Annotated in this window: 27 protein-coding genes; 16 read left to right on the top strand and 11 right to left on the bottom strand. The window is 66.4% G+C overall.

Annotated elements, in window-relative coordinates; genetic code table 11:
* Positions 1-8: 8 nt before the first annotated feature.
* Entirely contained in the window at positions 9-1,460 is a 1,452-nt protein-coding gene (locus AWR35_RS09430) for an HDOD domain-containing protein (protein ID WP_058575694.1), read from the bottom strand.
* Between the two features lie 107 nt (positions 1,461-1,567).
* Entirely contained in the window at positions 1,568-2,518 is a 951-nt protein-coding gene (locus AWR35_RS09425) for a LysR family transcriptional regulator (RefSeq protein ID WP_058575784.1), read from the bottom strand.
* A gap of 435 nt (positions 2,519-2,953) precedes the next feature.
* Between AWR35_RS09425 and AWR35_RS09420 the strand changes: the two genes are divergently transcribed.
* Together AWR35_RS09420 and AWR35_RS09415 are read left to right on the top strand one after the other, a co-directional pair.
* Positions 2,954-4,618, top strand: coding sequence for a proton-conducting transporter membrane subunit (locus AWR35_RS09420; protein ID WP_058575693.1), 1,665 nt, complete (start codon positions 2,954-2,956; stop codon positions 4,616-4,618).
* A 30-nt stretch (positions 4,619-4,648) separates the two neighbouring features.
* Positions 4,649-7,108, top strand: a complete 2,460-nt coding sequence (locus tag AWR35_RS09415) for a DUF2309 domain-containing protein (protein WP_082664042.1) — start codon at positions 4,649-4,651, stop codon at positions 7,106-7,108.
* A gap of 79 nt (positions 7,109-7,187) precedes the next feature.
* On the opposite strand, the gene AWR35_RS09410 is transcribed toward AWR35_RS09415, so the two are convergent.
* Positions 7,188-7,589, bottom strand: a complete 402-nt coding sequence (locus AWR35_RS09410; RefSeq protein WP_058575692.1) for a hypothetical protein — start codon at positions 7,587-7,589, stop codon at positions 7,188-7,190.
* A gap of 184 nt (positions 7,590-7,773) precedes the next feature.
* Between AWR35_RS09410 and AWR35_RS09405 the strand changes: the two genes are divergently transcribed.
* Positions 7,774-8,520: a carbonic anhydrase gene (locus AWR35_RS09405; protein ID WP_058575691.1), complete on the top strand. Its 747-nt coding sequence runs from the start codon at positions 7,774-7,776 to the stop codon at positions 8,518-8,520.
* Positions 8,521-8,606: 86 nt separating this feature from the next.
* Positions 8,607-8,987: a hypothetical protein gene (locus tag AWR35_RS09400; RefSeq protein ID WP_058575690.1), complete on the top strand. Its 381-nt coding sequence runs from the start codon at positions 8,607-8,609 to the stop codon at positions 8,985-8,987.
* 83 nt (positions 8,988-9,070) lie between these two features.
* On the opposite strand, the gene cynS is transcribed toward AWR35_RS09400, so the two are convergent.
* Positions 9,071-9,514 (bottom strand): cyanase, encoded by a 444-nt coding sequence (gene cynS, locus AWR35_RS09395; protein ID WP_058575689.1) that lies wholly within the window; start codon positions 9,512-9,514, stop codon positions 9,071-9,073.
* 362 nt (positions 9,515-9,876) lie between these two features.
* On the opposite strand from cynS, the gene AWR35_RS09390 reads away from it, so the two are divergent.
* From AWR35_RS09390 to AWR35_RS09370, 6 genes are all read left to right on the top strand, one after another.
* Positions 9,877-10,440: an OsmC family protein gene (locus tag AWR35_RS09390; protein ID WP_058575688.1), complete on the top strand. Its 564-nt coding sequence runs from the start codon at positions 9,877-9,879 to the stop codon at positions 10,438-10,440.
* 104 nt (positions 10,441-10,544) lie between these two features.
* On the top strand, positions 10,545-11,696 hold the full coding sequence (locus AWR35_RS09385; protein ID WP_156413981.1) for an acyl-CoA dehydrogenase family protein: 1,152 nt from the start codon (positions 10,545-10,547) through the stop codon (positions 11,694-11,696).
* 5 nt (positions 11,697-11,701) lie between these two features.
* Complete coding sequence (locus AWR35_RS10800) at positions 11,702-11,878, top strand: hypothetical protein (protein ID WP_156413980.1); 177 nt, start codon at positions 11,702-11,704, stop codon at positions 11,876-11,878.
* Positions 11,865-13,274 (top strand): FAD-dependent oxidoreductase, encoded by a 1,410-nt coding sequence (locus tag AWR35_RS09380; RefSeq protein ID WP_058575687.1) that lies wholly within the window; start codon positions 11,865-11,867, stop codon positions 13,272-13,274. The genes AWR35_RS10800 and AWR35_RS09380 overlap by 14 nt, the downstream gene beginning before the upstream one ends.
* A gap of 60 nt (positions 13,275-13,334) precedes the next feature.
* The gene (locus AWR35_RS09375; RefSeq protein ID WP_058575686.1) at positions 13,335-14,195 is read left to right on the top strand and encodes a sulfurtransferase; all 861 of its coding nucleotides are present in this window, start codon (positions 13,335-13,337) and stop codon (positions 14,193-14,195) included.
* A gap of 132 nt (positions 14,196-14,327) precedes the next feature.
* Positions 14,328-14,936, top strand: a complete 609-nt coding sequence (locus AWR35_RS09370; protein WP_156413979.1) for a glutathione S-transferase family protein — start codon at positions 14,328-14,330, stop codon at positions 14,934-14,936.
* 23 nt (positions 14,937-14,959) lie between these two features.
* Here the strand turns inward: AWR35_RS09370 and AWR35_RS09365 are convergent, their stop codons facing one another.
* The 4 genes from AWR35_RS09365 to AWR35_RS09350 form a co-directional block, all read right to left on the bottom strand.
* Complete coding sequence (locus AWR35_RS09365; RefSeq protein WP_058575780.1) at positions 14,960-15,901, bottom strand: PA2778 family cysteine peptidase; 942 nt, start codon at positions 15,899-15,901, stop codon at positions 14,960-14,962.
* Between the two features lie 18 nt (positions 15,902-15,919).
* The gene (locus AWR35_RS09360; protein ID WP_058575685.1) at positions 15,920-16,315 is read right to left on the bottom strand and encodes a PA2779 family protein; all 396 of its coding nucleotides are present in this window, start codon (positions 16,313-16,315) and stop codon (positions 15,920-15,922) included.
* Between the two features lie 115 nt (positions 16,316-16,430).
* On the bottom strand, positions 16,431-16,829 hold the full coding sequence (locus AWR35_RS09355) for a PA2779 family protein (protein ID WP_058575684.1): 399 nt from the start codon (positions 16,827-16,829) through the stop codon (positions 16,431-16,433).
* A 118-nt stretch (positions 16,830-16,947) separates the two neighbouring features.
* Entirely contained in the window at positions 16,948-18,618 is a 1,671-nt protein-coding gene (locus AWR35_RS09350; protein ID WP_058575683.1) for a sigma 54-interacting transcriptional regulator, read from the bottom strand.
* A 257-nt stretch (positions 18,619-18,875) separates the two neighbouring features.
* On the opposite strand from AWR35_RS09350, the gene AWR35_RS09345 reads away from it, so the two are divergent.
* From AWR35_RS09345 to AWR35_RS09335, 3 genes are read left to right on the top strand one after another with little or no spacing between them, the layout of a single operon-like run.
* Positions 18,876-20,252: an ABC transporter substrate-binding protein gene (locus tag AWR35_RS09345; protein WP_058575682.1), complete on the top strand. Its 1,377-nt coding sequence runs from the start codon at positions 18,876-18,878 to the stop codon at positions 20,250-20,252.
* 3 nt (positions 20,253-20,255) lie between these two features.
* Positions 20,256-21,098 carry a nitrate ABC transporter permease gene (gene ntrB / locus AWR35_RS09340; RefSeq protein WP_082664041.1) on the top strand — a complete coding sequence of 281 codons (843 nt, stop codon included), beginning with the start codon at positions 20,256-20,258 and terminating at the stop codon, positions 21,096-21,098.
* Positions 21,099-21,100: 2 nt separating this feature from the next.
* Positions 21,101-21,973: an ABC transporter ATP-binding protein gene (locus tag AWR35_RS09335; RefSeq protein ID WP_058575680.1), complete on the top strand. Its 873-nt coding sequence runs from the start codon at positions 21,101-21,103 to the stop codon at positions 21,971-21,973.
* 62 nt (positions 21,974-22,035) lie between these two features.
* On the opposite strand, the gene AWR35_RS09330 is transcribed toward AWR35_RS09335, so the two are convergent.
* The gene (locus AWR35_RS09330; RefSeq protein ID WP_058575679.1) at positions 22,036-22,545 is read right to left on the bottom strand and encodes a macro domain-containing protein; all 510 of its coding nucleotides are present in this window, start codon (positions 22,543-22,545) and stop codon (positions 22,036-22,038) included.
* 144 nt (positions 22,546-22,689) lie between these two features.
* Here AWR35_RS09330 and AWR35_RS09325 point away from each other — a divergent pair, with 144 nt between their 5' ends.
* The 3 genes from AWR35_RS09325 (at position 22,690) to AWR35_RS09315 (ending at position 25,871) form a co-directional block, all read left to right on the top strand.
* Positions 22,690-24,096, top strand: a complete 1,407-nt coding sequence (locus AWR35_RS09325; RefSeq protein WP_156413978.1) for a pitrilysin family protein — start codon at positions 22,690-22,692, stop codon at positions 24,094-24,096.
* Positions 24,089-25,456 (top strand): pitrilysin family protein, encoded by a 1,368-nt coding sequence (locus AWR35_RS09320; RefSeq protein ID WP_058575678.1) that lies wholly within the window; start codon positions 24,089-24,091, stop codon positions 25,454-25,456. Before AWR35_RS09325 ends, AWR35_RS09320 begins: the two co-directional genes overlap by 8 nt.
* A gap of 91 nt (positions 25,457-25,547) precedes the next feature.
* On the top strand, positions 25,548-25,871 hold the full coding sequence (locus tag AWR35_RS09315) for a glycine zipper domain-containing protein (RefSeq protein ID WP_058575677.1): 324 nt from the start codon (positions 25,548-25,550) through the stop codon (positions 25,869-25,871).
* Positions 25,872-25,956: 85 nt separating this feature from the next.
* On the opposite strand, the gene AWR35_RS09310 is transcribed toward AWR35_RS09315, so the two are convergent.
* Both AWR35_RS09310 and AWR35_RS09305 read right to left on the bottom strand, forming a co-directional pair.
* Complete coding sequence (locus AWR35_RS09310; protein ID WP_058575676.1) at positions 25,957-26,412, bottom strand: MgtC/SapB family protein; 456 nt, start codon at positions 26,410-26,412, stop codon at positions 25,957-25,959.
* Positions 26,413-26,465: 53 nt separating this feature from the next.
* On the bottom strand, positions 26,466-26,996 hold the full coding sequence (locus tag AWR35_RS09305; protein ID WP_058575675.1) for a hypothetical protein: 531 nt from the start codon (positions 26,994-26,996) through the stop codon (positions 26,466-26,468).
* Between the last annotated feature and the right edge of the window lie 2 nt (positions 26,997-26,998).

The following is a 26,998-nucleotide window of genomic DNA, read 5'->3' as shown; positions in this document are numbered from 1 at the left end:
TCGACCGCCTAGCGTCGCGAACGCGACTTGATCGCCAGCGCGGCCTGGTTGCGCAGGGTGCGCAGGCTATTGACGTTGCCTTCGCTGAATGCGGCGCGACGTCCCTCGAGATAGAACACCCCGAACGGGGCGCGATTGACCTGCAGCGGATAGACCATGGCGACGTCCGCCTGGCCGCGGAACTGCCAGCCGAGAATGTCGTCGCCGATCTGCTTCGGCCGGGGGATGCTGCGATCCTCGCCCGACTGGAACACCTGCACCAGCCGGTTGCTGCCGGACAGGGACACCGTCATTTCGCCCCGATGACGCTCGAACAGGGAGCCGGCACCCATGCGCGGCGCGAGCTGCCACGCCTTGCGATCGAGCATGAACAACACGGCCAGATCCAGCTCGAGGCCCTCGTGCATGGCCTTGAGCATCCGACCGAACACCTCGGCAAGCGCGTAATCATCGGTCAGGTCGTGCGTGGTCCGCTCGATGCATTCGATCAACAGCTCCGAGCGCGCCTCGGGTTCGTCATCCGGCGGCTGGATGTCGGCCGGAAGCGGGTTGTCCTCGTCGGCCTCGAGACGCTGGAGAAAGGCGGGTCGCTCGCCGGCACTGCTCAACAGTTCCTCGTAGCCGAGCATGTGACCCCGGGCGCTGGCGCTGGCCTGCTCGTATACCTCGCGGTCGACCTCGCAACGCCGTGCCAGATCGACCGTATCGCGGCGAATGGCCTCGGCCGATTCGCCGCGGGCAACCAGTTCGGCGCTCTCGCGCGCCAGTTGTGCCATGCGCAGGGCCCGCGCCTCCGGGGTGAGCCGGGTGATCTTTCCCGAGGCCCGCACGGTGGTCAGGAAGCGCCGCGCCGACTCGGGCAGGCCCCACTGGCGGCAGACGTCGCGCGCGAGTGCCGCCGGCAGCACGCCCACGACCTTCTGGATCGCCGTGTCCTCGTCCATCCCGTCCTCGCGACGGGCCCGCTCGATCTCGGCGATATGCTCCGGCGCGTGGCGATAGACAAGCAGCGCACCGAAGTCCTGGAACAGAGCGCAGAGGAACATCTCCTCGGCCGACAACCCGCCCAGCTCGCGGGCCAGGTCCTGGGCAAGAAATGCCTGGTAGAGCGCCTGCAGAAAGCGGCTCTGCAACACCCGACTGTGCTCGCGACTCTCGATCTGCTCGAACAGCGACAACGCCAGTGCCGCCAGGCGCACCTCCTCGAAACCGAGGACCGTCACCGCCCGGGTGACGGTGTTGATCTGGCCGCCGAGATGACGGAAATTCGCCGCATTGGCGAGACGGAGAATGCGGTGGGTGAGCGCCGGGTCGCGCAGGATCAACGCGGAGAGATCGTTGGCCGAGGCCAGCTCGTCATCCGTGATCCGATAGGCTTCCTGCACCGTGCGCGCAAACGCCGGAAAATCCGGATTCTGGTAGATCCGTTTGATCAGGGTGGTGCGGAAGCTTTCTTTCACGTCGGCGGCGAAATCCTGGTGCGTGCATTTGGCCGGCGAGACTTTACCACGACGGCAGGGCCCGATGGCGGCCGAAAGCGCACCACCCAGCCCTTTTTCGGCCTCGATCAGCCAATCTTGAGGTAGTCGCCACCATGGGCCTTGAGAAAGGCGAGGAACTCGCGCGCGATCACCGACAGTGACTTGCCGCGCGGATAGACGATGTTCCAGTAGCGCTCCAGCGGGAACCCCTCGACGTCGAGCTTCACCAGCGGCCCGGCCTCGCTTTCCAGATTCAGGGCATGCTCGGAGACGATCGAGATGCCGAGCTGGCCGACCACGGCGTGCTTGATCGATTCGTTGCCCTCCAGCACCAGCCGCTGCTTGAGACTCAGACCGTGCTGGGCGAAGTGCTCTTCGACCTTGTGGCGGATACCGGAGCCGGGCTCGCGCATGATGAACGGCTCCTGGGCGATACGCTCCAGGGAGATGTTCCGCTCCCGGGCCAGCGGATGGTCGCGGTGGGCGATCACCACTAGCGGATTGGGCGCGAACGGGATCAGCTCGAGGTCCAGACCGCTGTCCGGGACGTGACCGATGATGTAGAGGTCGGACAGGTTCTCCTCGATCCGGCGCAGGAGCGTGTCGCGGTTGGACACCTTGAGCTCCATCTCGATATCCGGGAACTGCTTGGCGAAATCGCCCAGCGCCAGCGGCGCAAAGTACTTGGCAGTGGAGATCACCGACAGGCGCAACCGGCCTTTTTTCAGACCGCGCAGATCGTTGAGCGACATCTCCAGATTCGACAGGGCGTCGATCACGTCACGACACCCTCGCGCCACGAGATTTCCCGCGTCGGTGAGGTAGATCTTGCGCCCGACCTGTTCGAACAGCGGCATGCCGACCGTCTCCGACAGGCTTTTCACCTGGGCCGAAACCGTCGGCTGAGTGAGAAACAGTTCCTCGGCTGCCCGCGTGAAACTCCCCAGCCGGGCGACCGCCTCGACAATCTCGATCTGCCGCAGCGTCGCGTGCCGCAGGAGATAGCGGGCCTCCGATTGCCGTGACTCGTCACTCATCATTCTTCTCCGAACCGATTTTCGCGCTCTGCATAGAACGAATTCTATGCAACAGCCCGTCGAAAGGCGATCAATGCCGCGTGTAGAAGGTATTCACGATCGTTGGCCGCGGCGGCAACACGCATCCATTCCATTGAAGTTTTCTAGGCAACGCATTGACTACCGTCAATCCATAGAAGGCTGCCGTCGATGCCATCGCCTGGAGCCTATAAATGGAACAAACGCGACTCTGATGCGGATTTCCGGCGAATCCCTCGCGATTCCGGCGCTTCTCATTGGCGCAAAACCTCTCTACCCCTCCATGCATAGACATTAATCAATGCAACAGCTAGGAAATCCGTATTGGTGATCGGCGAACAGCGTCACTACTGTGCGTGTCACCGGCTGACCGCACCCTCGCGGTGCCGCTCTACCAGCCTTAATCGGAGGGATACCATGGAGATGCTCACCAACTGGCCTGTCGCGGGCCTCCTGCTGCTGGCCATGCCGTTGCTGCTGGTCGTCGCAGCGATCCCGGCGACTTCAACGGGCATCGCGGCCGCACGCCGCTATCGTCAACGCGTCCGCTGGGCGGCGCTCGCCGCGCTGTCGCTGGCGCTGGTCGCCGTGGTTGCCTATCTGGCCGGCAGCCGCGAAGGCCTGACGGTCGCCGCCCTGCCCCTGCCGGGCGACATGGGTGCGCTGGCCCTGTCGGTACAGGTCGACCAGCTCACGCTCGCGCTGGCCGTGCTGGTCGCCCTGGTCGTGACCCTGATCGCCCGCTACAGCGAGAGATACCTCGATGGTGATCCACAGCAGGCACGCTTCTTCCGCCTGCTCGCGCTGACAGCCGGCTTCTTCATGCTGGTCGTCACCTCGGCCAACCTCGCCCTGTTCACGCTGGCGATCATCCTGACCGGCTTCTCGCTGCACAAGCTGCTGCTGTTCTACCCGGACCGGCCCCGCGCGGTGATGGCGACCCACAAGAAGTCGCTGTTCAGCCGAAGCGCGGATGCCTGCCTGGTCGGCGCCACGCTGCTGATCGGCCACCAGGTCGGCAGCCTCGAGTTCGACGCGATCGCGAGCTGGGCGGGCAGCCACGAGGGCGGCATGCCGCTGGGCATGCATGCCGCCGCCTTCCTGATCGTCCTTGCGGCGATCCTGAAGAGCGCTCAGTTCCCGTTCCACGGCTGGCTGTTGCAGGTCATGGAGGCACCGACCCCGGTTTCGGCCCTGATGCATGCCGGCATCGTCTACAGCGGCGCGATCATCGTGCTGCGAACCAGCGAGTTTCTGCTCGCCCAGGGCAGCGCCCTGTTCCTGCTGGCCATCGTCGGGCTCGCGACGCTGGTGATCGCCTCGCTGGTCATGCTCACGCAGACGGCGGTGAAGTCTTCGCTCGCCTGGTCGACCACCGGCCAGCTCGGTTTCATGCTGCTCGAACTGGGGCTGGGCCTGTTCGCCCTGGCGCTGCTGCACCTGGTGGGCCACTCGCTTTACAAGGCGCATGCCTTCCTCGCCGCCGGCAGCATCCCCGACCAGCTGCGCCAGCCGAAGCCGGCCGCCCGACGCCGCATCGGCATGGGCACCTGGGCGCTGACGGTGGCCGCGAGCCTCGCACTGACCGCGGCACTGGCCGCCGCCCTCGGTTTGCAGGTCAGTCACGAACCGGCGCTAAGCGCCCTGGTCGCGATCGTCGCCCTGGCCGTGGCTCAGCTGGTGCTCAAGGCGATCACCGTCGCACCGTCCGGCGCGGGCATTGCCCGGGCCACGGGAGTCGCGGCGCTGATGGCGGCCATCTACTTCGCCCTGCACGAAGCGTTCGTCAGCCTGTTCGGCCCGACCGTCGCCGCGATCCCGGACACCCTGACTCCGGCATACGGCGCGATGCTGGCGCTGACCACGATCAGCTTCCTGTTCCTCGCCTGGCTGCAGGGCCCCGGCCGCGATCATTTCAACGGATCGGGCCGCAAGGGACTGTTCGTGCATCTCTACAACGGGCTGTATGTCGACCTGCTGGTCGAGCGCGCCGCGCACCGCCTGTGGCCGCACAAGGTCGGTCAGCACCGCTCGCGGCACCAGGCCGTCCGTACGCAGACGGCCGCCACTACCCAATACTGATTCGCCGGTAACGACCGGGAGGACCCTGCCATGACTCAGGCAACCCAAGCACAGCACAGCAACGTCCAGGCGGCCGAAACGCACGAGCACCTCGATCTCGAGCACGTGCGCCGGCTTGCCGAAACGGCCAGTCGCAAGATCGCGCCGCTCTGGCCTCTGGACTCGTTCGTCGCGGTCAATCCCTACCTCGGCCTGATCGACCAGACGTTCAGCCAGGCCAGCGGCTATCTGGGGGCGATCGCCGGCGAGCGCACCGCCATGGATCACGAGTGGTACGCGGCCCGTTGGCGCGACGGCCGCCTGACGCGCGAGCACATCGAGCGTGCCGTCGAGCAGCTGGGCCACCCGGTGGCCGTCGAGACGGTCATCGACGCACTCGAGTCGCCGCGAACGGCGAGCACGCCGGTGCCCATGCTGGTGGAGGCCCTCGACCGCCCCGGCGCCGCACCCATCTCGATCTTCGTCGTCGACCAGATCAGCCACTTCCTGGCCGCGCACTTCGATCGTGGCCAGGCCATCTGGAGCGCACCGGACGAGAGCGATTCCCTGTTCCGCGCCTGGCGCGAGTACACGCTGATCGACCGCAGCGCCCAGGCCGCCGGCCTGGGCAAGGCCCGCCGCTATCTGCGCGACGTCCCCACGGACCCGATCGAGGCGATCGCCTGGGCGATCGAGACCCTGCGGTTGCCCGAGTCGGTGCATGCGGATTACCTGTTCGCCGCGCTCAAGTCGATCAACGGCTGGGCCGCCTACTGCCGTTATCGCCTGTGGGGCGCGGAACTGAACGGCGGGACCTGCAGCGATCTCACCGACCTGCTCGCCGTGCGCCTGGTCTGGGAGGCGTTGGCACTCAAGGCCACGGACAGCGCGGCGATCCGGCGCGAATGGCAACGGGAGATCAAACGGCACCACGAGGCGATCGCGACCGCGGAAAACGAGGCGGTCATCGACGAGGTCATGCTCACGGCCACCGAGATCGCCTTCCGCGACCCCGTCATCCAGCACTTCCGTGCCGGGAGCGACGCGCGGGCACATAGCGGTCGTCCGCCGGTTCAGGCGGCCTTCTGCATCGACGTACGCTCCGAGGTGTTCCGCCGGCATCTGGAAACGAGCTTCCCCGGTGCGCAGACCATCGGTTTCGCTGGCTTCTTCGGCGTGCCCCTGGCCTACAGCCGATTGGGCGAATCCAAGTGCCGCACGCACACGCCGGTACTGCTGAACCCGGGGGTCGAGGTCGCCGATCGCGTCGACGGTGACGAGGATCTCGCCACCCGCCGCGAGAAGCGCATCGGCGCGGGCCTGTCGTGGAAGCAGTTCAAGCTCTCGGCAGCCTCCTGCTTCACCTTCGTCGAGTCCGCCGGCCTGACCTACCTGCCCAAGCTGATCGGCGACACGCTCGGCTGGCACACCCCGGCCCCGCCGCCGGACCAGGCCGGCCTGACGGACGAGGAGCGGGCACGCGTCCATCCGGCGCTCGCCACCGAGGCCGCGGTCGAAGAACGCGTCGGCATGGCCGAGGGCATCCTGCGTGGCCTGGGCCTGACAGGGGAGATCGCCCCGATCGTTCTCCTGGCCGGACACGGCAGCACCACGACCAACAACCCGCACCGCGCGGGTCTCGACTGCGGTGCTTGCGCCGGACAGACCGGCGAAGTGAGCGCCCGGGTGGCCGCCGACCTGCTCAACGACCCGGCAATCCGGCCGGGGCTGGCCGAGCGCGGCCTCGAGATCCCGGCGGATACGCGTTTCGTGGCCGCATTGCACGACACCACGACCGACGAGGTCGACCTGCTCGATCTCGACGAACGGGCGGTCGACCAGACCAGGCTCGACGAGCTGCGCCAGGCCCTGGTGCAGGCAGGCGACCTCACCCGGCTCGAGCGGCTGGTCACGCTGCGGGAGAATCCTTCCGACCGCGAGGCCGCCCGCCAGGTGGCAACCCACCGCGGCCGGGACTGGTCCGAGGTGCGACCGGAGTGGGGGCTGGCCGGAAATGCCGCCTTCATCGCCGCCCCGCGCGAACGCAGCCGCGGTCTCGATCTGGCCGGCCGGTCGTTCCTGCACGACTACGACTGGCGCCAGGATGACGGCTTCGGCGTGCTCGAGCTAATCCTGACCGCCCCGCTGGTCGTCGCCAGCTGGATCAACCTGCAGTACTACGGCTCGACCGTCGACAACGAGCGGCAGGGGTCGGGTAACAAAGTGCTGCACAACGTCGTCGGCGGCCTGGTCGGCGTGCTCGAGGGCAACGGCGGCGACCTGCGGGTCGGCCTGTCGATGCAATCACTGCACGACGGCGAGGACTGGCGCCACGAACCGCTTCGCCTGTCGGCCTTCGTCGAGGCACCGGCGGAGGCGATCGACCGGATCATCGCCGGTAACGAGACGCTGCAGCATCTGATCGACAACCGCTGGCTGACCCTATTGCGCATTGCCGACGACGGCGAGGTACAACGCCGTCGGGGGCACGGCGACTGGGTCACCGCCTGACGGCAAGCGGCCTGTAAACGACAAACGGCGCGGAATCACCCGCGCCGTTTTTTTTGTCTGCCGTGTCGGTGGACGTGCCTCAATCGGCAACGCTACCCCGCACCGGCGCCGAGAGGAATCGCCGCCACACCAGTCGCCATGTCAGGGGCTCACGCCGGTTCCACGGCAACAGCGACACCAGTCGCGCCATGGTGCAGTAGCCCACCAGCACCTGGGCCCAGGTGCCGATCATCGGGATCCAGAAAAGCCATTGCATCGGCTCTGGCAGCGCGATCAGAAGCAACAGCAAATAGAAAAAGCGCACCTGGACCGGGAACGCAGTGAGGTGATCGGCGCGTACAGCAAAGTGAAGCAGGTTGATCACCGTCAAACCCACCGCCAGCAACAACCCCAGCGGATCCACCAGCACGCCGTAAGTCAGCAGTCCGGCCGTCACCAGCCAGTACCACCATCCCAAGTCCTTCACCTCCAGCATCAGCATTGTCACGCTCCTTGTTATGGTTTCGAGGCGAGGACAAGCGTAGCGACCTTTTCATTAGCTGTCTATGCATACGCACCGGGGGAGCATCGGCGTTCCGATCCGCCCCACACTCGGAACTATTAGCCTTGCTATCTTGTCGTACCGCGCGGTGATCATCACTCACGGACACGACAAGGAGATCCCGATGCGAATTGCTCCACGAACCACCGCCGTACTGGTCATCGCCTTCGGCTTTGTCCACCCGACCATGGCGGCCGACGCCCCGCACTGGAGCTACCGGGGCGACACCGGCCCGGCGAAATGGGCATCCCTGGACGCGTCGTTCGAGACCTGCGGCCAAGGGGTGAACCAGTCGCCCATCGACCTGCAAACCCCCGTACCGGCGGACCAGCCTGCCCCGACCTTCGATTACCGCGCCGGTGGTCGCCATCTGGTCAACAACGGTCATGCCGTTCAGGTCGACTACGACGAGGGCAGCACCCTGACGATCGACGGCCGTGACTATCAGCTCAAGCAGTTCCATTTCCATGCGCCGAGCGAGCACACCGTCGACGGTGAGCATTTCCCGCTCGAGGTCCATTTCGTCCATTCCAATGCCGAAGGCAATCTGGCGGTGGTCGCGGTGCTGTTCGAGCAGGGGAATGCCAGCGATGCGCTTGCCCCGATCGCGGCCAACCTCCCCGCCTCGGCCGGGGACGAGGCCGATCTCGACACCGCCATCGATGCGACCGAGCTGTTGCCGATCAAGCTCGAGCACTACCGCTACAACGGGTCGCTGACCACGCCGCCCTGCAGCGAGGGCGTGCGCTGGACTGTCATGCAGCAGCGCCCCACTCTCTCTACCGACCAGATCCAGGCATTCGAGACGGCGATCGGCCAGGAGAACAACCGGCCGGTGCAACCGCTGAATGCCCGAATCGTCATCGACTGAGGAGCTCGTCGGAGGCACCAGCGGCCCGGGCTGACTGACTGGGCTAAGCTCTCGGTCGGTGCATGATCGCGGAGGAGGACCGACCGATGTCATCAGACCGAATCACCGACAAGTCGCGCTTCAGCGATGAACTGCTGCAAGAGGCAGACGAGTTCCTCAAGGGCCTGGGTGACGAGATGAGCCTCGACCAGCGCGTGAGCGGTGGCCACAGCGAGGATTTCCAATTGTTCGTCAACAACGACCGGCACGACCTGCATGGCTATGTCGGCTACAGCGAAGACGGTGACGTCGCGATCATCGTCCCCGAACCGCCGGAATCGTTAAAAAAGGCCCATATGATTCCCGGCGACCAGGCAATCGTTCAGGCCCCGCGCGACCGGTTCTCGGGGCGGGTGCGCAATACCTTCGACGGCCGGCGCGACGAGGATCCGAGCGGCACATTCGTCATCACGCTTCACCCGAACTGAGGCCACCCCGCCTTGCATGAAAAAAGCGCGCCCAGGAGGGCGCGCTTTTTCTATTGTCGGCCCGAGCCGGGCCACCGCGGGTATCACCACGACTTGTAGGGCAGGAACTTGCCGTTCATGGTAATCACCACCCGGTCACCGGCCGGGTTGGCCTCGCGGTCAACGCCCAGAGTGAAGTCGATCGCGCTCATGATGCCGTCACCGAACTCCTCGTGCACGAGTTCCTTGATGGTCGGGCCGTACACGCCCATGACCTCGTAGATGCGATAGATCAACGGGTCGGTCGGCACGGTCTGTTCCCAGGTCTTCATCGGGCAGGCCTCGATCGCTGCCTTGGCCTCGGCCGGCAGCTCGAGAATGGATACCAGCTTGTCGGCAAACTCGGGCTTGAGGCTGTTCATGCCCAGGCAGGCCGAGGTAACGAACGTCGGCGAAAGCCCCACCCCGCTCGCGATATCGGCCCAGGACAGGCCCAGTGAGTCCTTCTTCTCCAGGATCAGGTCGGTCAGTGCTTGCTTGGTCATCATGGCGAATGCCTCCACGGATTTGCTTGAGTCGATGCCGGAAGCGGCCACTCGCGGCCACCGCCTGACCGATGACATATCAAGAAGCCTGCCAGCCCAAGGTTTTCCTTCTCCATCAACTGGTTAGTAAATACGACTCGCCTCTCCTCCGGGTCGAAACGGACATTGTCCGCCCCACCGACCGCCACGGGCGGACATTGTCCGCCAATGGCCGCACCACCACGGAGCGGCCAAAGATCGACCAGTCGTCAAATGGCGCCACGACGCCATTTCCGATTGTTGGCACAGCCCCTGCAATTCAGGAGCGGCACGGCGGGATCGCAACCGACCCGCCTCGTTCAAACCAACCATCGGAGTATTGATCCATGAGCACTGCAACCGCCCAACCCGTCGCCCCGTCCTGTGTCCGCCAGGCACTCAAGGAAATCGACGCCGACGGCCTCAAGGCCCTGGGCGAGAAGGGCAAGTCCAACCCGGATGCGATCGTCACGCTCAAGGCGAAGACCGTCTGCGAGGGCCGTTTCCGCAACCTGACCTACATCCGCGATCTGGATCCGGTCGTGGTCGACGAGCCGCCGCACCTGCTCGGCGACGACACCGCACCCAACCCCTCCGAGGCAACCCTGGCCGCCCTGGGCGCCTGCCTGGCGGTCGGCGTGCAGGCCAATGCCACCGCTCGCGGCATCAAGCTCGCCAAGCTCGAGCTTTCCATGGAGGCGGACATCAACGTCACCGCCGTCTGGGGCACGGGGGATCTCGACGAATCCAAGCCGTTGGGCTTCACCGCCATCCGTGTCTACTTCGACGTCGAGCCGGTCGAGCCGATTTCCGACGAGGAGCTGCAGGACCTGCTGGACACGGCCGAGAAGTGGTCGCCGGTCGCCAACACCATGACCCGCCCGGTCGACCTGTCCTGCCACCTGGCCTGATCCGGTTCGACGAGCGGGCGGCAGCTCCATCAAGGCTTTCATCGCCGCCCTGCTCGTCACCGACCACTGCCCGGCCCGGCCGGGCCTCACCCAGGAGGTGACTCATGACCCTTCTCTCTCCCAAGGACGTGGCGGACCCTCAATCCGCCCCGCCCCCACCCATTCCGGCATTCCTGCGCGAGGAGACGACGGCGGATCTCGACACCGTCATCCGCCGCGCCCTCAAGCCGCAGGTGATTGCCATCGATCGCGGCGAATATCCGGCCGACGTGCTGCACGAGCTGGGCGCGGCCGGCGCCTATCGCCACCACCTGGCCTCGCAGAATGACAGCGGCATGGATATCGCCGCGGCGATCGACGACATGGATCGCATCTCGGCCGAATGCATGTCCACCGGCTTCATGACCTGGTGTCAGGACGCCGTGGCCTGGTATGTCGAGAACTCTGACAACCAGCACCTCAAGGCCACCGTGCTGCCGAAACTGGCCAGCGGCGAACTGCTCGGCGGCACGGCCCTGTCCAACCCGATGAAGTACTTCGCCGGCATCGAGGACATCCTGCTGCACGCCGAGGAGACCGAGGACGGCTTCATCGTCAACGGCAACCTGCCGTGGATCTCCAATCTGGGCGAATCACACGTGTTCGGCTCGATCTTCCGCGTCGAGGGCGACAACCCGCGCGACGTGATGGCACTGGTCCACACCGACATGCCCGGCCTCGAGCTCAAGCAGCTGGTCGAGTTCTGCGGCATGGAAGGCACCGGCACGTACGCCCTGTTCTTCGAAAACGCCTTCATCCCCAAGAGCGACATGATCGCCGACCCGGTCGGTCCGTTCCTCAATCGCATCAAGGCCGGGTTCGTCCTCTTGCAGGCGGGCATGGCCACCGGCGTGATCGAGGGCTGCATTCGCCTTTGTGAAGACGTCGAACCGCGTCTGGGTCACGTCAACTGCTATCTCGACGACCGCCCCGACGAACTGCGTGAGGCACTCGAGGATGCCCGCGCGCTGGTGCGCGAGCTGGCACGCGACGTCCACAACCCGGACCCGGCCTACTTCCGCCAGGTGCTCGAACTGCGACTGGCCGGCTCGGAGCTCGCACTGCGGGCGGCCAACAGCGCGATGCTGCATACCGGCGCAAACGGCTATCTCGCCGATGCCCCGGCCCAGCGCAAGCTGCGCGAGGCGTACTTCGTCGCCATCGTGACCCCGGCGATAAAGCACCTGCGCAAGGAGATCGAGACGCTGATCGACTGATCACCATGCCTTGTGTCGCCCGCCAACTTGCACTCCATGCCTGCCAGCTGACGCTGGTGGCCACCCTGCTGCTGCGGGCGGGACTGGAGATGAACCAGACGACCCGACCCAAGCCGGACCCGCGTCTCCCGGCACTGACCGAACTGATCGAATCAAGAGTGACCCGCCATGAGCACATCTGACCAGGACATCCGCTGGATCTGCACCGTCTGCGGCTGGATATACGACGAGGACGAGGGCGATCCGGACAGCGGCATCGCCCCCGGCACCCGCTTCGAGGACATCCCCGAGGACTGGTACTGCCCGCTCTGCGGCGTCACCAAGGCCGACTTCATGCCCCTGCACGAATACGCCGCCAAGCGCGCCGCCGAGGCCGACGCCCCTCGCCCCCGCGCCGTCCGCGGCGGGGTCGGCGGTCCCGATTCGGTGGTGATCGTCGGCGCCGGCATCGCCGGCTGGACGGTGGCCGAGGAACTGCGTGCCCGCGACCCCGAGCGACCGATCACCCTGATCAGCAACGACGAGGCGGCCGCCTACACCAAGCCTGGCCTGTCGATGGCGATCGGCCAGGGGCGCGCCCCTTCCGACCTGATCGAGCAGAGCGGGCCGGCCAAGGCCGCCGAGCTGAACATCACCCTGCAGGCCAATACCGCGGTGATTTCACTGAACAGCGACGGCAAGCGCCTGCTGACCACGCGCGGGCCGGTCCATTACGGCGACCTGGTCCTGGCACTGGGCGCCCGGCAGCGATTCCGGGCCTTCGACGGCGATGCCGTCGGCCGGATCACCCGACTCAACCACCTGGCCGCCTATCGCCGCCTGCGCGAACGCCTCGACGGGGAAAGCCGTCACATCACGCTGATCGGCGCCGGCCTGATCGGCGTGGAACTGGCCGAGGACCTGACCGCCGGCGGTCATCGCGTCACGGTGCTGGACCTAAGCGAGCGCATGCTCGACCGCCTCGCCCCGGCACCGCTCGGCAGCGAACTCAACGAACACCTGAGCGCCAAGGGCGTCGATTTCCGACCCCACACCAGCCTGGCGCGACTGGATCACCACGACGGGCGGCTAAAGGTCACGCTCACCAATGGCGGCGAGCTGATCACCGACGAGGTGATCTCGGCGATGGGCCTGGTGCCCAACACCGATCTCGCCCGGCGGGCCGGGCTGGTCACCAACCGCGGCATCGTCGCCTCGCTGGACACCATGCAGACCAGCGACAACCACGTCTACGCGGTGGGCGACTGTGCCGAGATCGAGGGCCGCAGCTACTTCTTCATCGAGCCGATCCGGCGCATGGCGCAGACGGCCGCGGCGCATCTCGGCGGCGAATCACTGCCCTTCGAGCACCGCCCCGCCGCCATCCGCGTCAAGACACCGAGCCTGCCCGTCATGCTCTGCCCGCCGGACCGCAGCCAGGCGGACCTGGGCCGATGGGTCCCCCACCGCGTGGCGGAGGGCCAGCGCAACGATTTCGTCAGCCGGGGCACCCTCGCCGGTTACGCGCTGGCCGGCCCGGCCGTCAGTGAACACGAATCGCTTTACCGGGATGTCGTCTGCCGACGTGCCGAATACTGAGGCCGAACCAGCCGACCTCGTAACGCCCCTTTCGGGGCAGCCACCCCCAGGAGAGCCGCCATGAGCAACCCCGTGATCGAACCGAACGACCTGCAGCTACTGATCGAGACGACGCCACACGTACTGATCGACACCCGCAACCCGGAGGCCTATGCCGCCGGACACCTGCCGGGGGCCGTCAACATCCCGGAAATCTTCACCTTCCTCGCCAACTCGACGCCCGAGGGGCTCGCGGAGCTGGAAACCCAGTTCAGCGAGAAGTTCGGCGCGGCGGGTCTGGACGGCGAGAAGGTCGCTGTCCTCTACGAGGACGCCATGGATACCGGCTTCGGTCAGTCCTGCCGCGGCCTGTTCCTGCTCGAGCACCTCGGTTACCCGAAGGACAAGATCCGCATCCTGCATGGCGGCTTCCAGGGCTGGGTCGCCGCCGGGCTGCCGGTGAGCGATGAAGCCCCCTCGCCCAGTCCGGCGACCTTCCCTCTCGATACGACCGCGAGCGACGTGATGCTCGACAAGGACGACATCCTGGCCGCGCTGTCGTCGGACGACATCACACTGCTCGACGTGCGGGACGTGGATGAGTGGGTCGCCGAAAGCTCCTCTCCCTACGGCAAGGATTTCTGCCCGCGCAAGGGGCGCCTGCCGGAGGCGGTCTGGATCGAGTGGTACCGGTTCATGAAGCCGGGCGGGGTCGCACGCTTCAAGTCGCCCACGGAGATCCGGGCCGAATGCGACAGCGTCGGCATCACGCCGGACTCCGAGGTGTATCTCTACTGCTTCAAGGGCGCGCGGGCGTCGAACACGCTGGTGGCCCTGCGCTCGGCCGGCATCGAGAAGGTCCGCCTCTACTTCGGTTCCTGGAACGAATGGTCGCGCGACCCCAGCCTGCCGATCGAGGAAGGCCTGCCTTACGTCGCCTGAGGCACCTTTCCATCTCCATCGGGCCCGGCATGCCGGGCCTTTTTTGTGCCCACCACCCACCTCAAGGCTTGCTTTCCCCGTCAGTCTGGGCGACAACAACCTACTGATATCGTGGCTTTACGAGGCACCGCCGTGCATTCGATCACCCTCTACGACTTCCCGCTGTCCGGCAACTGCCACAAGGTGCGGTTGCTGCTCTCCATGCTCGGCATCGACTACGAGCGCGTCACGATCGACGTGGTCAAGAACGAAACCGCCTCGCCCGAATTCATTCGCATCAACCCACGCGGCCAGGTGCCGTTCCTCGTCGACGGCGACGTGCGTATCTGGGACTCGATGGCGATCCTGGTCTACCTCGCGCGGCGATATGGCAGCCGACAGTGGCTCCCCGACGATCCGGCAGACGAGGCAAAGGTCATGGAGTGGCTGGCCCTGGCCGGCGACGAACTGCTCTACGGGCTTGCCCGGGCGCGGGCGGTCTGGCGGCTCAAACGGCCATTCAACCGCGAACAGTGCCAGCAAGAGGGGCGCCAGGGGCTCGCTGTCATGGAATCCCGACTGGACCATGCCGAGTGGCTGGTCGGCACGCACGTCACCATCGCCGACCTCGCCTGCTACCCCTACGTGGCCCTGGCCGACGAGGCAGGGGTGTCGCTCGAACCCTACCCCGGCGTGCGCGCCTGGCTGTCACGGGTCGAGGCGCTGCCCGGCTGGGTGCCGCTGCTCGACGAACCGGACTGACTGCCGGACGACCGCCCACCCGCTCAGAGCGAGTCGAGCGCGCTCCGAGCTCGCGACTGCAACGGGTCTTCGATCGCGGCAGCTCGTCGCAGCGCGCGACCGGCCTCTTCCGTGCGTCCGAGCGAACGAAGCACCAGCCCGAGGTTCAGCCAGGCGGCCGCGAACTCCGGATCACTCTCGGCCGCACGGCGGAAGGCACGGACCGCCCCGGCGGCATCCCCGGTTGCAGCCAGGGCGTTGCCCAGTCCGAACGAGGCGAGCGCGAGCTCCGGGGCCCGTTCGGCCAAGGCCCGCCAGGCCGGAAGCGCAGCCTCGACGCCCTGGACCGACTCGAACGCCGAAATCGCCTTGGCCGAGCGGCGACCGACCGGAGAGGCAGGCAGGTCGCCCGGCGCCAGGGCGACGAAACCCCACCGCTCGGAGCGCGCCCAGGTCGCATCGAAACGCCCCATTTCCACTGTCATGCGTGGCGTCTCGCCGCTGTGAAGCACCAGGCTTTCCTCGCCGAGGTCATAACCGATCACCACCGCGTAGTGCCAGACCGGCAACCACGACAACGACAGGTTCTGCAGGACGGCGACCGGGTGGCCGGCGCCGACCTCCTGCAAGACCGCATCCATCATGCCGGGGATCACGAACGGAATCAGCCCGTGACGACGGACCGTGGCGAGCATCTCGGGCTGGACGCTGCCCTCGCGCCCCGGCAGGAACACCTTCGGGATCAGCTCGTCCACGCTGGCCGGTCTGCCGCCATGGGCCAGCACCATGGCGAGAGTCGCCGGGCCGCACTGGTAGTCGCGCTGGCCGTGGAACGGCACCTCCTCGATGACGTGGCGCTCGGGCACGCTGGCACGGGTCTTCTCGGACAGCGGCGGCGTGGTGGCGCAACCGCTCAGAAGAACGGACAGCACCAGGAAAAGCAAAGCGCCCGACCAGCGGGCGCTTGGGATCGAACGGCTCGTCATGATCACGGGCGTGCGCTATCAGCGAGTGAACGGGTAGACGTTGGTCAGGCCGAGCAGGTCGGTGACCAGCAGGATGACGAAGACGGCGAACAGCACGCCGACCACGCTGGCGCCGGCGGGCATCTGGTCGAGGCGCTCGTTCATCTGCCGGACTTCCTCGTCGGAGAGCGCGGCGACCCGCTGCTCGACCTCGGCCGGGTCGACGCCCTGCGCGATCAGCTGGTTGCGCACGTCGTCGCGCGACAGCAGTTCGGCGATGCGCTCGCGATCCGCGGTCGCCCCATCGGCGTTCATCGCCTCCTGGGTCGTGACCAGCCCGTCGGCCACCGCGGACGGCGCGGCCATTGCCGGCATGCTGGACATGGTGAACGAAGCAATCACGAACGGCGTAACGATTCGGGTGATGCGTTTCATGGCATATCCCTCTGGTTGATTCGACGGACCACCGACAACCCGACCCGTCCCGAGCGATCTGAAACTGTCGGGCGTACGGGATGCCGGACGGAAGCGTCAGACCGAAAGACCGGCCTTAGCGGGTGAACGGGAAGACGTTGGTCAGGCCGAGCAGATCGGTGACCAGCAGGATGACGAACACGGCGAACAGCGCGCCGACGACGGCATTCGCGCCGGCGGGCATCTGATCGAGGCGCTCGTTCATCTGTCGGACTTCCTCGTCGGAGAGCGCGGCGACCCGCTGCTCGACCTCGGCCGGGTCGACGCCCTGCGCGACCAGCTGGTTGCGCACGTCGTCGCGCGACAGCAGTTCGGCGATGCGCTCGCGGTCCGCGGACGCCTCATCGGCGTTCATCGCCTCCTGGGTCGTGACCAGCCCGTCGGCCACTGCGGACGGCGCGGCCATTGCCGGCATGCTGCCCAGCGCGAACGAAGCAATCACGAACGGACTGACAACTCGAGCTACTCGTTTCATGACATATCCCTCTGGTTGAAACCACACGTACCCGGCGGACCGGGCTCCCCTTAGTGTAGGCAACAAACCAGAGGTTCAATCCGGATGCGTGTTACGGCGGCGAGACGTTCAATGCGGCTCATGTCTGGCGCAAGCCGAGCTTGTCCAGCCGATAACGGAACTGCCGTGGCGTCATGCCCAGCCGGGCGGCGGCCTGCGTCTTGTTGCCACCCGCCTGATCAAGCGCGTGCAGCAGCGCCTCGGATTCCTCCTCGCGCACCCAGCGATAGCTTCGTGCCGGCGGTACCGCGGGAGCGACCGGAGTCCCCATGGTCGCCGCGCCCGGCTCGCTCCAGCCGCTGCCCTCGCCCGGGGCCTTCGTCGGCTCGTTGACCGATCGAGGCGTGCCGCCGGCCTCGAGATGGTCGGTCACATGCGACTCGTGGGTGAGGATCAGGTCGACGTCGGCCACAGTGATCCAGCCGTTCTGCGCCACCAGCACCGCCCGCTTGATCACGTTCTCCAACTGGCGGATGTTGCCCGGCCAGTTGTAGGCGGCGAGCCGATCGAGCACCCCGCGCTCGAACACGGCATTGCGATCGAATTCCTGGCTGGCGACCTGCAGGAAATGCCGGGCGAGCAGCTTGACGTCGCCCTCCCGCTCGCGCAGGGGCGGCAGGTGAACGGGAAAGACATTGAGGCGGTAGAACAGGTCGATGCGGAATCGCCCCTGGTTGACCGCCTCCTGCAGATTCTTGTGGGTCGCGGCAATGATGCGCACGTCCACGGGGATGTCCTTGGTGCCGCCGACGCGGTGGATGGTCTGTTTCTCGAGCACGTGCAGCAGCTTCGACTGCAGGTCGAACGCCAGATCGCCGATCTCGTCGAGAAACAGCGTGCCACCCGAGGCGAGTTCCACACTGCCCTTCTTGGCACTCACCGCGCCGGTGAACGCGCCCTTTTCGTGGCCGAACAGTTCGGATTCCAGCAACTGGTCGGGGATCGCCGCGCAGTTGATGGCGATGAACGGCCCGTCGCAGCGCGGACTGGTCAGATGCACCATGCGTGCGAAACGCTCCTTGCCGGTGCCCGACTCGCCATTGAGCAGCACGGTCGCCTGCGTAGGCGAGACGTGCAGGGTCTGGCGGACGGCCTGACGCAGGGCCGGGCTCTCGCCGAGGATGCCGTGACTGCCCTCCTGATTGCTCGACAGTGCCTGGCGCAGTGACTGGTTTTCCTGCGCGAGCGCGGCGGTCTGCTCGCGGATCAGATCGTCCACTTTCAGCACCCGCGCGATCAGCGCGGCCATGATGCGGAGCAACGTGATGTCCCGATGCAGCGGCCGGTGGCGCTCGCGGATGCGGTGCGCCCCCAGCACGCCCATCGGCTTGTCCTCGTTGAGGATCGGCACGGCCAGGAACGCCACCGTCTCCGGCGGGAGCGCGTCACGATCGACCGCCCGGGTAAGGTAGACCGGCTCCTCGTCGATGTCCTGGACCACCGCCACCTGGCCGGTGCGCATCACCCGCCCGGTCACGCCCTCCCCGATCCGGTAGCGGCCGCGCTCGCGCTCGGCGGCCACCAGGCCGTAGGAATAGCGGATCTCCATGAACTCGCCGCTGGTATCGGGCAGCACCACCCGGCCACGGTTGAGGCCGGTGATCTGCGAGAGCAGCCGCAGCATGTGGCCGATCACGGTATCGGGGTCGTTCATGTGCGAGAGCTGCTGGGTCGCCTCGTGGACGACCAGCAGTTCGGCATCGGCGCTGTCGGCGCGGGACGAGCTGGTGGCGAGGGCGGTATTGGGCATGGCGATGCTCCGATTCGGTGACAATCACCACGGCTGCAAGAAGCGGGCCTGCGACTTTGTCCGCCATTGGCGGGCATTGTGCGGCCCGCGACCGCCGGCCGACGCACCAGAAACGGGACGACCGGGCACGCTCCGCCTCCTTCTGGTGCGAAAAGCCGCCAATTCCCATTAATTGGCACCGATTGGCAAAGAACTCGCGGCATGGCACGGCATCTGCAACTCCGTCGGTGTCACTCAACCGACCGAGAGCGAAAACCATGTCCGCATTCGACAACCCGTTTGATCCCAACCAGACCCTGCACCGCGGCTGCACCTGCGGCAAGCACGCCAGCCAGGCCGATCACAACGCAGCGCTCGCCGCCAGCCCGAACCCGACGGACGAGGAGGCCGCCCTCAATCGCGCCGTCGAATCCTCGATCATGCGCTCGCTGTTCCCGGAAGACGAGACCCGCCGCAACTTCATCAAGGCCGTGGGCGTGAGCACCGCGATGGCCGCCGTCTCGACCTTCTTCCCGATGGCCGCCGCCAAGGCGGTCGCCGCCGATCCGGTCGGCCCGCTGGAAAAGAAGAAGCTCAAGGTGGGCTTCATCCCGATCACCTGCGCCACGCCGATCATCATGGCCCACCCGATGGGCTTCTATGAGCGCGAGGGCCTCGACGTCGAGGTGATCAAGACCGCCGGCTGGGCGCTGATCCGAGACAACGTCGCGAACGGCCAGCTCGACGCCTCGCACATGCTCTCGCCGATGCCGATCTCCGCCTCGATGGGTATCGGTGCCCGTCAGCAGGACACCTATGTCGCCACCATTCAGAACATCAATGGCCAGGCGATCACGATGCACAACAAGCACAAGGAAAATCGCGACCCGAGCAACTGGAAGGGCATGACCTTCGGCATCCCCTACGACCACTCGATGCACAACCTGCTGCTGCGCTACTACCTGGCCGAGCACGGCGTCGACCCGGACAAGGACGTCAAGCTCAAGGTGATCGCTCCGCCGGAGATGGTCGCGAACCTCAAGGCCGGCAACATCGACGGCTTCCTCGGGCCCGAGCCGTTCAACCAGCGCGCGGTCTACGAGGGCGCCGGCTTCATCCACGTGCTGTCGAAAGACCTCTGGGACGGCCACCCCTGCTGCGCCTTCGGTGCGACGAAGAGCTTCGTCGAGGAGAACCCCAACACCTTCTCCGCGCTGTTCCGCGCCATCGCCAGTGCCACGGTCTACGCGCACAAGAAGGAGAATCGCCCGGAGATCATCGACGCGATCGCCCCGGCCAACTACCTCAACCAGCCGAAGATCGTGCTCGACCAGGTCATGACCGGCCGCTATGCCGACGGCCTGGGCAACATCATCGAGGAACCCGAGCGTGCCGACTTCGATCCGTTCCCGTGGGAGTCGATGGGCGTGTGGATCCTCACCCAGATGAAGCGCTGGGGCTACATCAAGGAAGACATCGACTACGCGGACATCGCCGAGGAGATCTTCCGTGCCACCGACGCGCGTCAGCGCCTGGTCGAGATGGGTCTGCCGGCACCGGAGATCAACAGCAAGAAGCACACCATCATGGGCAAGGTCTTCGACCCGGCCACCCCGCAGGCATACCTCGAATCCTTCGAGATCGGGAGGAGCTAAGCCATGAGCCAGTCAATGACCTTCCGGGCCAGCATCGTCTCGATCCTGATCCTGCTGGTCTTCCTCGGCGCCTGGTGGGGAGCCACCCTGCCAACCAAGGTCGACCTCGGCGACATGGATCCCGAGTACGCCAAGATGATGGGCCTGGACACCATGCAGGAATCCGACATCCCCACCCCCGGGGATATCGGGTCGGCCATCTGGACGCACCTGTCGGATCCGTTCTACGTCGCCGGCAGCAACGACATGGGCATCGGCATCCAGCTGGCCTACTCGCTGTGGCGGGTGCTGGCCGGGTTCGCCCTCGCCGCGCTGGTCGCCGTGCCGCTGGGCTTTCTGATCGGCATGTCGCCGCTGATGCGCAAGGCCCTCGATCCGTACATCCAGGTGATGAAGCCGATCTCGCCGCTCGCCTGGATGCCGCTGGCCCTGTACATCATCCAGGACGCGTCGATCTCCTCGATCTTCGTGATCTTCATCTGCTCGATCTGGCCAATGCTGGTCAACACCGCCTACGGCGTCGCTGCCGTGCGTGACGACTGGCTGGCCGTGGCCAAGACACTGGAAGTCGGCCCGCTGCGCAAGGCCTTCAAGGTGATCCTGCCGGCCGCCGCGCCGACCATCCTCACCGGCATGCGCATCTCGATGGGCATTGCCTGGCTGGTCATCGTCGCCGCGGAAATGCTCGTCGGCGGCACCGGCATCGGCTACTTCATCTGGAACGAGTGGAACAACCTCGATCTCGCCAACGTGATCTTCGCCATCCTGCTGATCGGCGTGGTCGGCATGATCCTCGACCTGATCTTCGGCCTGCTCGGCAAGGTCGTCAGCTATAAGGAGGTCTGAGCATGAATACTCCCGCTTTCATCCAGGTCGACAACCTGGAACGGACCTTTCCCGGCCCGATGGGCCAGGATCCGGTCACCGTCTTCCGCAACCTAAACTTCACGATCGAACAGGGCGAGTTCGTCTGCCTGATCGGCCACTCCGGTTGCGGCAAGTCGACCATCCTCAACATCCTCGCCGGCCTCGACGAGGCCTCCGCCGGCTACGTGTTCATGGAGAACAAGGAAGTGACCGGACCGGGGCTCGAGCGCGGGGTGGTCTTTCAGGGTCACGCCCTGATGCCCTGGCTGACCGTCCGCGAGAACGTGGCCTTCGCGGTCAAGTCGCGCTTCAAGGACAAGCCCAAGAGCGAGATCAACGCCCAGGTGGAGAAATTCATCGACATGGTCGGGCTGTCGCACGCGATCGACAAGAAGCCCCACCAGCTCTCCGGCGGCATGCGCCAGCGGGTCGGCATTGCCCGCGCCTTCGCCATCGAGCCGAAGATGCTGTTGATGGACGAGCCGTTCGGGGCACTGGACGCCCTGACCCGCGGCGTGATCCAGGACGAACTGCTCGAGATCTGCCGGGCGACCGGTCAGACCGTGTTCATGATCACCCACGACGTCGACGAGGCGATCCTGCTGGCCGACAAGATCCTGCTGATGACCAACGGTCCGCTCGCCGAGGTTGCCGAATGCGCGGAAAATCCGCTCAAGAAGCCGCGCTCGCGCCAGGAGATGCATCACGACGGGCACTACTACCCGTTCCGCAACCACCTGATGGACTTCCTGGTCAACGGGCCGAGCACGGCCTACGCGGACAAGCTCGAGGGCGACGCCCCGCCACCGGTGGAAGCGCCGGCCGACGGTCCGCGCAAGGTGGTCAACGGCTGACGCCGGCGCCCGGCCCCGACACGACAATCCGGCCCCAGCGGCCGGATTTTTTGTGCGACGCGCTAGCCCTCGCGCACCTGCCGGGCGACCGTCTCCACCGTCTGCTGGTCCTCGGGGCGATAGACGATCAGGCGAACCTGCTTGAGCCGCCTTGGCCGGTAGGCGGCGATTTCCTCGAGGATCAGGCGCGCGCCGGTCGCCAGGTCGAAGCCGGCGACGCCGCAACCCAGCGGCGGGATCACGACCGAGGCGCAGCCAAGTTCGTCTGCCTTTTCGAGCGTGTTGCGCACCGCGTCGCGGATACTATCCTCCGTGGCGCGACCATCGCCGTAGTGCGGCATGGCTGCCGCGTGGATCACCCAGCGGGCCGGCAGGTCGAAGGCATCGGTCACGGCCACGCCGCCCAGCGGCACCGGCCCCTGGGCCATCGCCTGCTCGTTGATCGGCCCGTTCGCCCCGTCGCGCAACGCCCCGGCCACGCCACTGCCCATGGCGAGCGAGGTGCCGGCGGCGTTGACCAGACAATCGGCCGCCTCACTGGCGATATCGCCTTGTATGATCGTGAAGTCCATGACCGCCTCCGGGAAAATGCTGTTCCCGGAGTCTGGACCCCGGATGGCCGGATGTGAAACCGCATCGATCGTGAGCGGTCTCATTCGGTCGAGCCAACGGCGCGCGCCGCGCCCCTATTCAACGCCCATGGGAACCTGAAACGCATGCATCGAGCACGCCCCCTGACGAGATTCGCCACCCTGCTCTCCCTGCTGGGCTCGCTGTGCCTGCCCGGCGTGGTCTCCGCCTCGGCTGCCGACGTACACGAGGCGACGCTGGACAATGGCCTCAAGGTCCTGGTGCTGCCCGACGACCGCGCCCCGGTCGTCACCCACCAGATCTGGTACAAGGTGGGCTCGGCCGACGAACCGGGCGGTATCACGGGCATCGCCCACATGTTCGAGCACATGATGTTCAAGGGCACCGAGAACCTCGGCCCGGGCGAGTTCTCCGAGATCATCGCCCGCCTGGGCGGCGAGGAGAACGCCTTCACCGGGCGCGACTTCACTGCCTACTACCAGACGCTGGCCGCCGACGAGCTCGAGACCATGATGCGCTGGGAGGCCGATCGCATGGCCAACCTCGCCCTCGACGCCGAGGAGTTCGCCAAGGAAAAGGAGGTGGTCAAGGAAGAATGGCGCACCCGCGTGCGGGACAACCCCACCGCCCGCCTCAACCAGCTGCTCTACGCGACCGCGTTCACCAGCAGCGGGTACCACCACCCGGTGATCGGCTGGAAGACGGACATCGACGCCTACACCGTCGAGGATCTGCAGCGCTGGTATGAGAACCACTACGCCCCCAACAACGCCACGCTGATCGTCGTTGGCGACGTCGATCCCGAGACGGTGGTCGAACTCGCGCAGAAACACTACGGACCGGTCGCATCTCGTGATCTGCCACCGGCCAAGCCGCGCGAGGAGAAGGCCCAGCACGGCATCAAGCGGGCCAGCCTGTCGATCCCGGCGAAACTGCCGCACCTGTTGATGGGCTACAAGGTGCCCTCGCTCGTGACCGCCGACGATCAAGAGACCGCCTACGCACTGGCCGTGGCCGCCGGCATTCTCTCCGGCGACTCCGGCGCGCGCCTGAACAACGACCTGGTGCGGGCCGGCAAACTCTCGGCCGCTTCGGCGGGCTACAACCTCAACGCCCGCGAGACCACGCTCTTCACCCTGGATGCCACCCCGCGCGACGGCCAGTCGCTCGCCGAAGTCGAGGCGCTGCTGCGCGAGCAGATCGAGCGGCTGAAAAACGAACCGGTGGGTGAAGGCGAGCTCGAGCGCATCAAGGCCCAGGTGGTTGCCTCGGATATCTACGAGCGCGACTCGCTGTTCTACCAGGGCATGACGCTGGGCATGTACGAGACCATCGGCCTCGACTACCGGCTGGCCGACCGCTTTGTCGAGGGGATCCGCGCGATCACGCCCGCCGACGTGCAGGCCGTCGCCCGCACCTATTTCCAGGATACGGCGCTGACCCTGACCACCCTCGAGCCCCGACCCGACAGCGGCCCGCAGCTGGCCGGCTCGACCCGAAATGCATCCAGCGGAGGTACGGATCGTGATTGATCGGCGCCACCAGACACTGCGACTGATTCCGGTCGCCCTCGTTACCCTGTTCAGCGCACTGACCGCCCGTGCCGAGAGCGTCCTGCCGCTGGAAACCTGGACCACGGACAACGGCGCCGAGGTGCTGTTCTACGCCACCGACACCCTGCCGATGGTGGATGCGCGCGTGATCCTCGATGCCGGCAGTGCCCGCGATCCGGAGAGCAAGGCCGGCACGGCCAGCCTGACGGCCAGCCTGCTCGAGGAAGGCTCCACCGAGCGCGACGCCAAGGCGATCGCCGACGGGTTCGCCCGGGTCGGTGCCCAGTTCTCTGCCAGCGCCAACCTGGAATCGACCGCCATCCGGCTGCGCAGCCTGACCGAACCCGACTGGCTGTGGCCGGCCGTCGACCTGATGGCCGAGGTGATCGCCCGCCCGGCCTTCGCAGCCGCGGACGTCGACCGCGAGCGAGACCGCCAGCTGCGCGGCATCGAGGCCCGCCAGCAGTCGGCCCGGGCGGTGGCCAGTGATGCCCTGCGCCGCGCGGCCTTCGGCGACCACCCCTACGGCCACCCGACCGACGGCAGCACGGAGAGCGTCGAGCGTATCCAGCGGGCCGACGTTCAGGCATTCCACCAGCGCTACTTCGTCGCCCGCAACGCCACCGTCGTGATCGTCGGCGATCTCGATCGCGAGCAGGCCGAACGGCTGGCCAACCGGTTGACCACGAGCCTGCCCGCCGGGGAACGCCCGGCCGACCTGCCGCCGGTGCCGCCGCTGGAGGAGTCGCGGACCGTGCATGTCGAATTCCCCGCCGAACAGTCGACCGTGCTGGTCGCCTTCGACGGCATCCCCCGGCGGCACGAGGACTACATGCCCCTCTACGTCGGCAACCACATCCTCGGCGGCAGCGGGTTCGCCTCGAGGCTGATGGGCGAACTCCGCGAAGAGCGCGGCCTGGCCTACAGCACTTACAGCTACCTGATGCCGCTGCGCGCCGGCGGGCGCTTCGTGATGGCCATCCAGACGCGCAGCGATCAGGCCGAGCGGGCCTTGTCGCTGATGATCGACGAGTTGACGGATTTTATCGACAACGGGCCGACCGGCGAGGAAGTCGGCGACAGTCAGGCCAATCTCGTCGGTGGTTTCCCGATGCGACTGAACAGCAACCGCAAGATCACCGAACAGGCCGGCGCCCTGGCCTTTCTGGGCCTGCCGCTGGATTATTTCGACGACTACACCGACCGGGTGCGATCGGTCGATGCCGACGGTATCGAGGCGGCATTCGAGCGCCATATCGATCCGCAGCGCCGCATCGAGGTGATCGTGGGGCCGGATGGTGGTAAAAGGAGCGATGACGATCAGAACGGTGGCAGCTGAAGGGAACTCGACCGCCCGCCGCCAATCGAATCTGCCTGATTGGACTCGGGCGGGGCCGTCCCGCCGATCAACACACAAAGGAGACACTTCCATGTCAGTACGCATTCCGACCCTGTTAGCGGCACTGATTCTTCCCGCCACGGCCGCCATGGGCGGCGACCTGCACAAGGATGCGGCCATCGGTGGCGCCATCGGCGGGGCGCTGGGCGGCGTTGTCGGCGCCGAGGTGGGGGGTCGCGAAGGCGCGATCGTCGGCTCGGGCATCGGCGCGGCCGTCGGCACGGGCGTATCCACGCGCGACCACGACGATCACGGCGACTACCGCTACCGGGAGCGTCACCGCCACGAAATCCAGCACAACTCGCATCCGAGTCGCTTCTGCCCGCCCGGCCAGGCCAAGAAGGGCCGCTGCTGATCCACGCCGAGCCCCCCGCAACAAGAAAGCCCCCGGAAACCGGGGCTTTTTTCATGGCACATGACCATCCGCTCGACGTCGTCGGTCACGAATCGTCATGGGGCGGCTGGTCGCTCTTGATCACGCCCTTGGCCGGCGAGAGCAACCACAGGCTGGCGAAGGTCAACGCCGAGAGCAGCAGTGCGACCTCGAAGTGATTCCAGGCGACGGCCACGCCGATACCCGCCGTGGCCCAGAGGCTCGCCGCGGTGGCCGTCCCGTGAGCATGATTCGTGCTCTTGAGGATCGCGCCACCGCCGATGAATCCCATGCCGGTGACGATGCCCTCGAAAACGCGCGCCTCGGCGTCACTGGAATCGAGCACGTTGATGCCCAGCAGCATGTAGGCACAACTGGCCACTGCCACCAGCGGAAAGGTTCGTAGCCCGGCCGAGCGGGAATGACGTTCGCGTTCGAACCCAACCGGCAGCGCCAGCACGTAGGCCGCGGCGAGATAGGTCAGGTTCCAGTAGACCGAAGTCCAGTTGATGTCGAATGTCATGCAGCGCCTTCCTTGCCCGGGCGACCGTGAAGACGGCCGCCTCCGTCAACAGATCACAACGATTCGCTGACCTTCCCGGAGTACTCCTTGAGGAGCTCGCTGGCGCGGTGCTTTTCGTCCTCGCTGTCGGCGTGGGCCACGACCGTCCACTCGCCGTGCGTCGAGGCGTCCCGGGTCTCGGCGATCACCCGCTCATGATCGAGTCGAACGGAGACCACACCGGCGCCCATCATGCCGAACAGGCCGCCGATCACCGCGAAGATGCCGTATACCCAGCCCGGGCGGGCCTGAGCGAAGTCGAAACCAGCCCCGATCAGGATGCCGGCCAGGATCAGGCCGACGACGACACCGATCACGCCAAGCGCGACATGGGAGCGAAGAATGGTGCGGAAGATATCGGCCGACTCCGGCTCCAGCTTCTCCGCCCGCTGGGGGTCGTTGGGTCGGACCACGTCGATCTGCTCATCCGACAGACCGGCCTTGGCCGCCAGCGCAGTCGCCGCCTCCCGGGCGCCGCGTTCGTCGTGGAATACGGCATCGACGACATGAGGAAAACGTTCGCTGATGATTCCGGTACGTTCCATCA

Origin of the sequence: Guyparkeria sp. WRN-7 (genome assembly GCF_001641825.1) — a bacterium.
Classification (GTDB): domain Bacteria; phylum Pseudomonadota; class Gammaproteobacteria; order Halothiobacillales; family Halothiobacillaceae; genus Guyparkeria.
This window is presented reverse-complemented; position numbering and strand designations above follow the sequence as displayed.

What these genes read in the sequence shown, in the direction of transcription:
- AWR35_RS09425 (WP_058575784.1), bottom strand. Translation starts at nt 2,518, where the DNA reads ATGAGTGACGAGTCACGGCAATCGGAGGCCCGCTATCTCCTGCGGCAC.
- AWR35_RS09420 (WP_058575693.1), top strand. Translation starts at nt 2,954, where the DNA reads ATGGAGATGCTCACCAACTGGCCTGTCGCGGGCCTCCTGCTGCTGGCC.
- AWR35_RS09415 (WP_082664042.1), top strand. Translation starts at nt 4,649, where the DNA reads ATGACTCAGGCAACCCAAGCACAGCACAGCAACGTCCAGGCGGCCGAA.
- AWR35_RS09410 (WP_058575692.1), bottom strand. Translation starts at nt 7,589, where the DNA reads ATGCTGATGCTGGAGGTGAAGGACTTGGGATGGTGGTACTGGCTGGTG.
- AWR35_RS09405 (WP_058575691.1), top strand. Translation starts at nt 7,774, where the DNA reads ATGCGAATTGCTCCACGAACCACCGCCGTACTGGTCATCGCCTTCGGC.
- AWR35_RS09400 (WP_058575690.1), top strand. Translation starts at nt 8,607, where the DNA reads ATGTCATCAGACCGAATCACCGACAAGTCGCGCTTCAGCGATGAACTG.
- cynS (WP_058575689.1), bottom strand. Translation starts at nt 9,514, where the DNA reads ATGATGACCAAGCAAGCACTGACCGACCTGATCCTGGAGAAGAAGGAC.
- AWR35_RS09390 (WP_058575688.1), top strand. Translation starts at nt 9,877, where the DNA reads ATGAGCACTGCAACCGCCCAACCCGTCGCCCCGTCCTGTGTCCGCCAG.
- AWR35_RS09385 (WP_156413981.1), top strand. Translation starts at nt 10,545, where the DNA reads ATGACCCTTCTCTCTCCCAAGGACGTGGCGGACCCTCAATCCGCCCCG.
- AWR35_RS10800 (WP_156413980.1), top strand. Translation starts at nt 11,702, where the DNA reads ATGCCTTGTGTCGCCCGCCAACTTGCACTCCATGCCTGCCAGCTGACG.
- AWR35_RS09380 (WP_058575687.1), top strand. Translation starts at nt 11,865, where the DNA reads ATGAGCACATCTGACCAGGACATCCGCTGGATCTGCACCGTCTGCGGC.
- AWR35_RS09375 (WP_058575686.1), top strand. Translation starts at nt 13,335, where the DNA reads ATGAGCAACCCCGTGATCGAACCGAACGACCTGCAGCTACTGATCGAG.
- AWR35_RS09365 (WP_058575780.1), bottom strand. Translation starts at nt 15,901, where the DNA reads ATGACGAGCCGTTCGATCCCAAGCGCCCGCTGGTCGGGCGCTTTGCTT.
- AWR35_RS09360 (WP_058575685.1), bottom strand. Translation starts at nt 16,315, where the DNA reads ATGAAACGCATCACCCGAATCGTTACGCCGTTCGTGATTGCTTCGTTC.
- AWR35_RS09355 (WP_058575684.1), bottom strand. Translation starts at nt 16,829, where the DNA reads ATGAAACGAGTAGCTCGAGTTGTCAGTCCGTTCGTGATTGCTTCGTTC.
- AWR35_RS09350 (WP_058575683.1), bottom strand. Translation starts at nt 18,618, where the DNA reads ATGCCCAATACCGCCCTCGCCACCAGCTCGTCCCGCGCCGACAGCGCC.
- AWR35_RS09345 (WP_058575682.1), top strand. Translation starts at nt 18,876, where the DNA reads ATGTCCGCATTCGACAACCCGTTTGATCCCAACCAGACCCTGCACCGC.
- ntrB (WP_082664041.1), top strand. Translation starts at nt 20,256, where the DNA reads ATGAGCCAGTCAATGACCTTCCGGGCCAGCATCGTCTCGATCCTGATC.
- AWR35_RS09335 (WP_058575680.1), top strand. Translation starts at nt 21,101, where the DNA reads ATGAATACTCCCGCTTTCATCCAGGTCGACAACCTGGAACGGACCTTT.
- AWR35_RS09330 (WP_058575679.1), bottom strand. Translation starts at nt 22,545, where the DNA reads ATGGACTTCACGATCATACAAGGCGATATCGCCAGTGAGGCGGCCGAT.
- AWR35_RS09325 (WP_156413978.1), top strand. Translation starts at nt 22,690, where the DNA reads ATGCATCGAGCACGCCCCCTGACGAGATTCGCCACCCTGCTCTCCCTG.
- AWR35_RS09315 (WP_058575677.1), top strand. Translation starts at nt 25,548, where the DNA reads ATGTCAGTACGCATTCCGACCCTGTTAGCGGCACTGATTCTTCCCGCC.
- AWR35_RS09310 (WP_058575676.1), bottom strand. Translation starts at nt 26,412, where the DNA reads ATGACATTCGACATCAACTGGACTTCGGTCTACTGGAACCTGACCTAT.
- AWR35_RS09305 (WP_058575675.1), bottom strand. Translation starts at nt 26,996, where the DNA reads ATGGAACGTACCGGAATCATCAGCGAACGTTTTCCTCATGTCGTCGAT.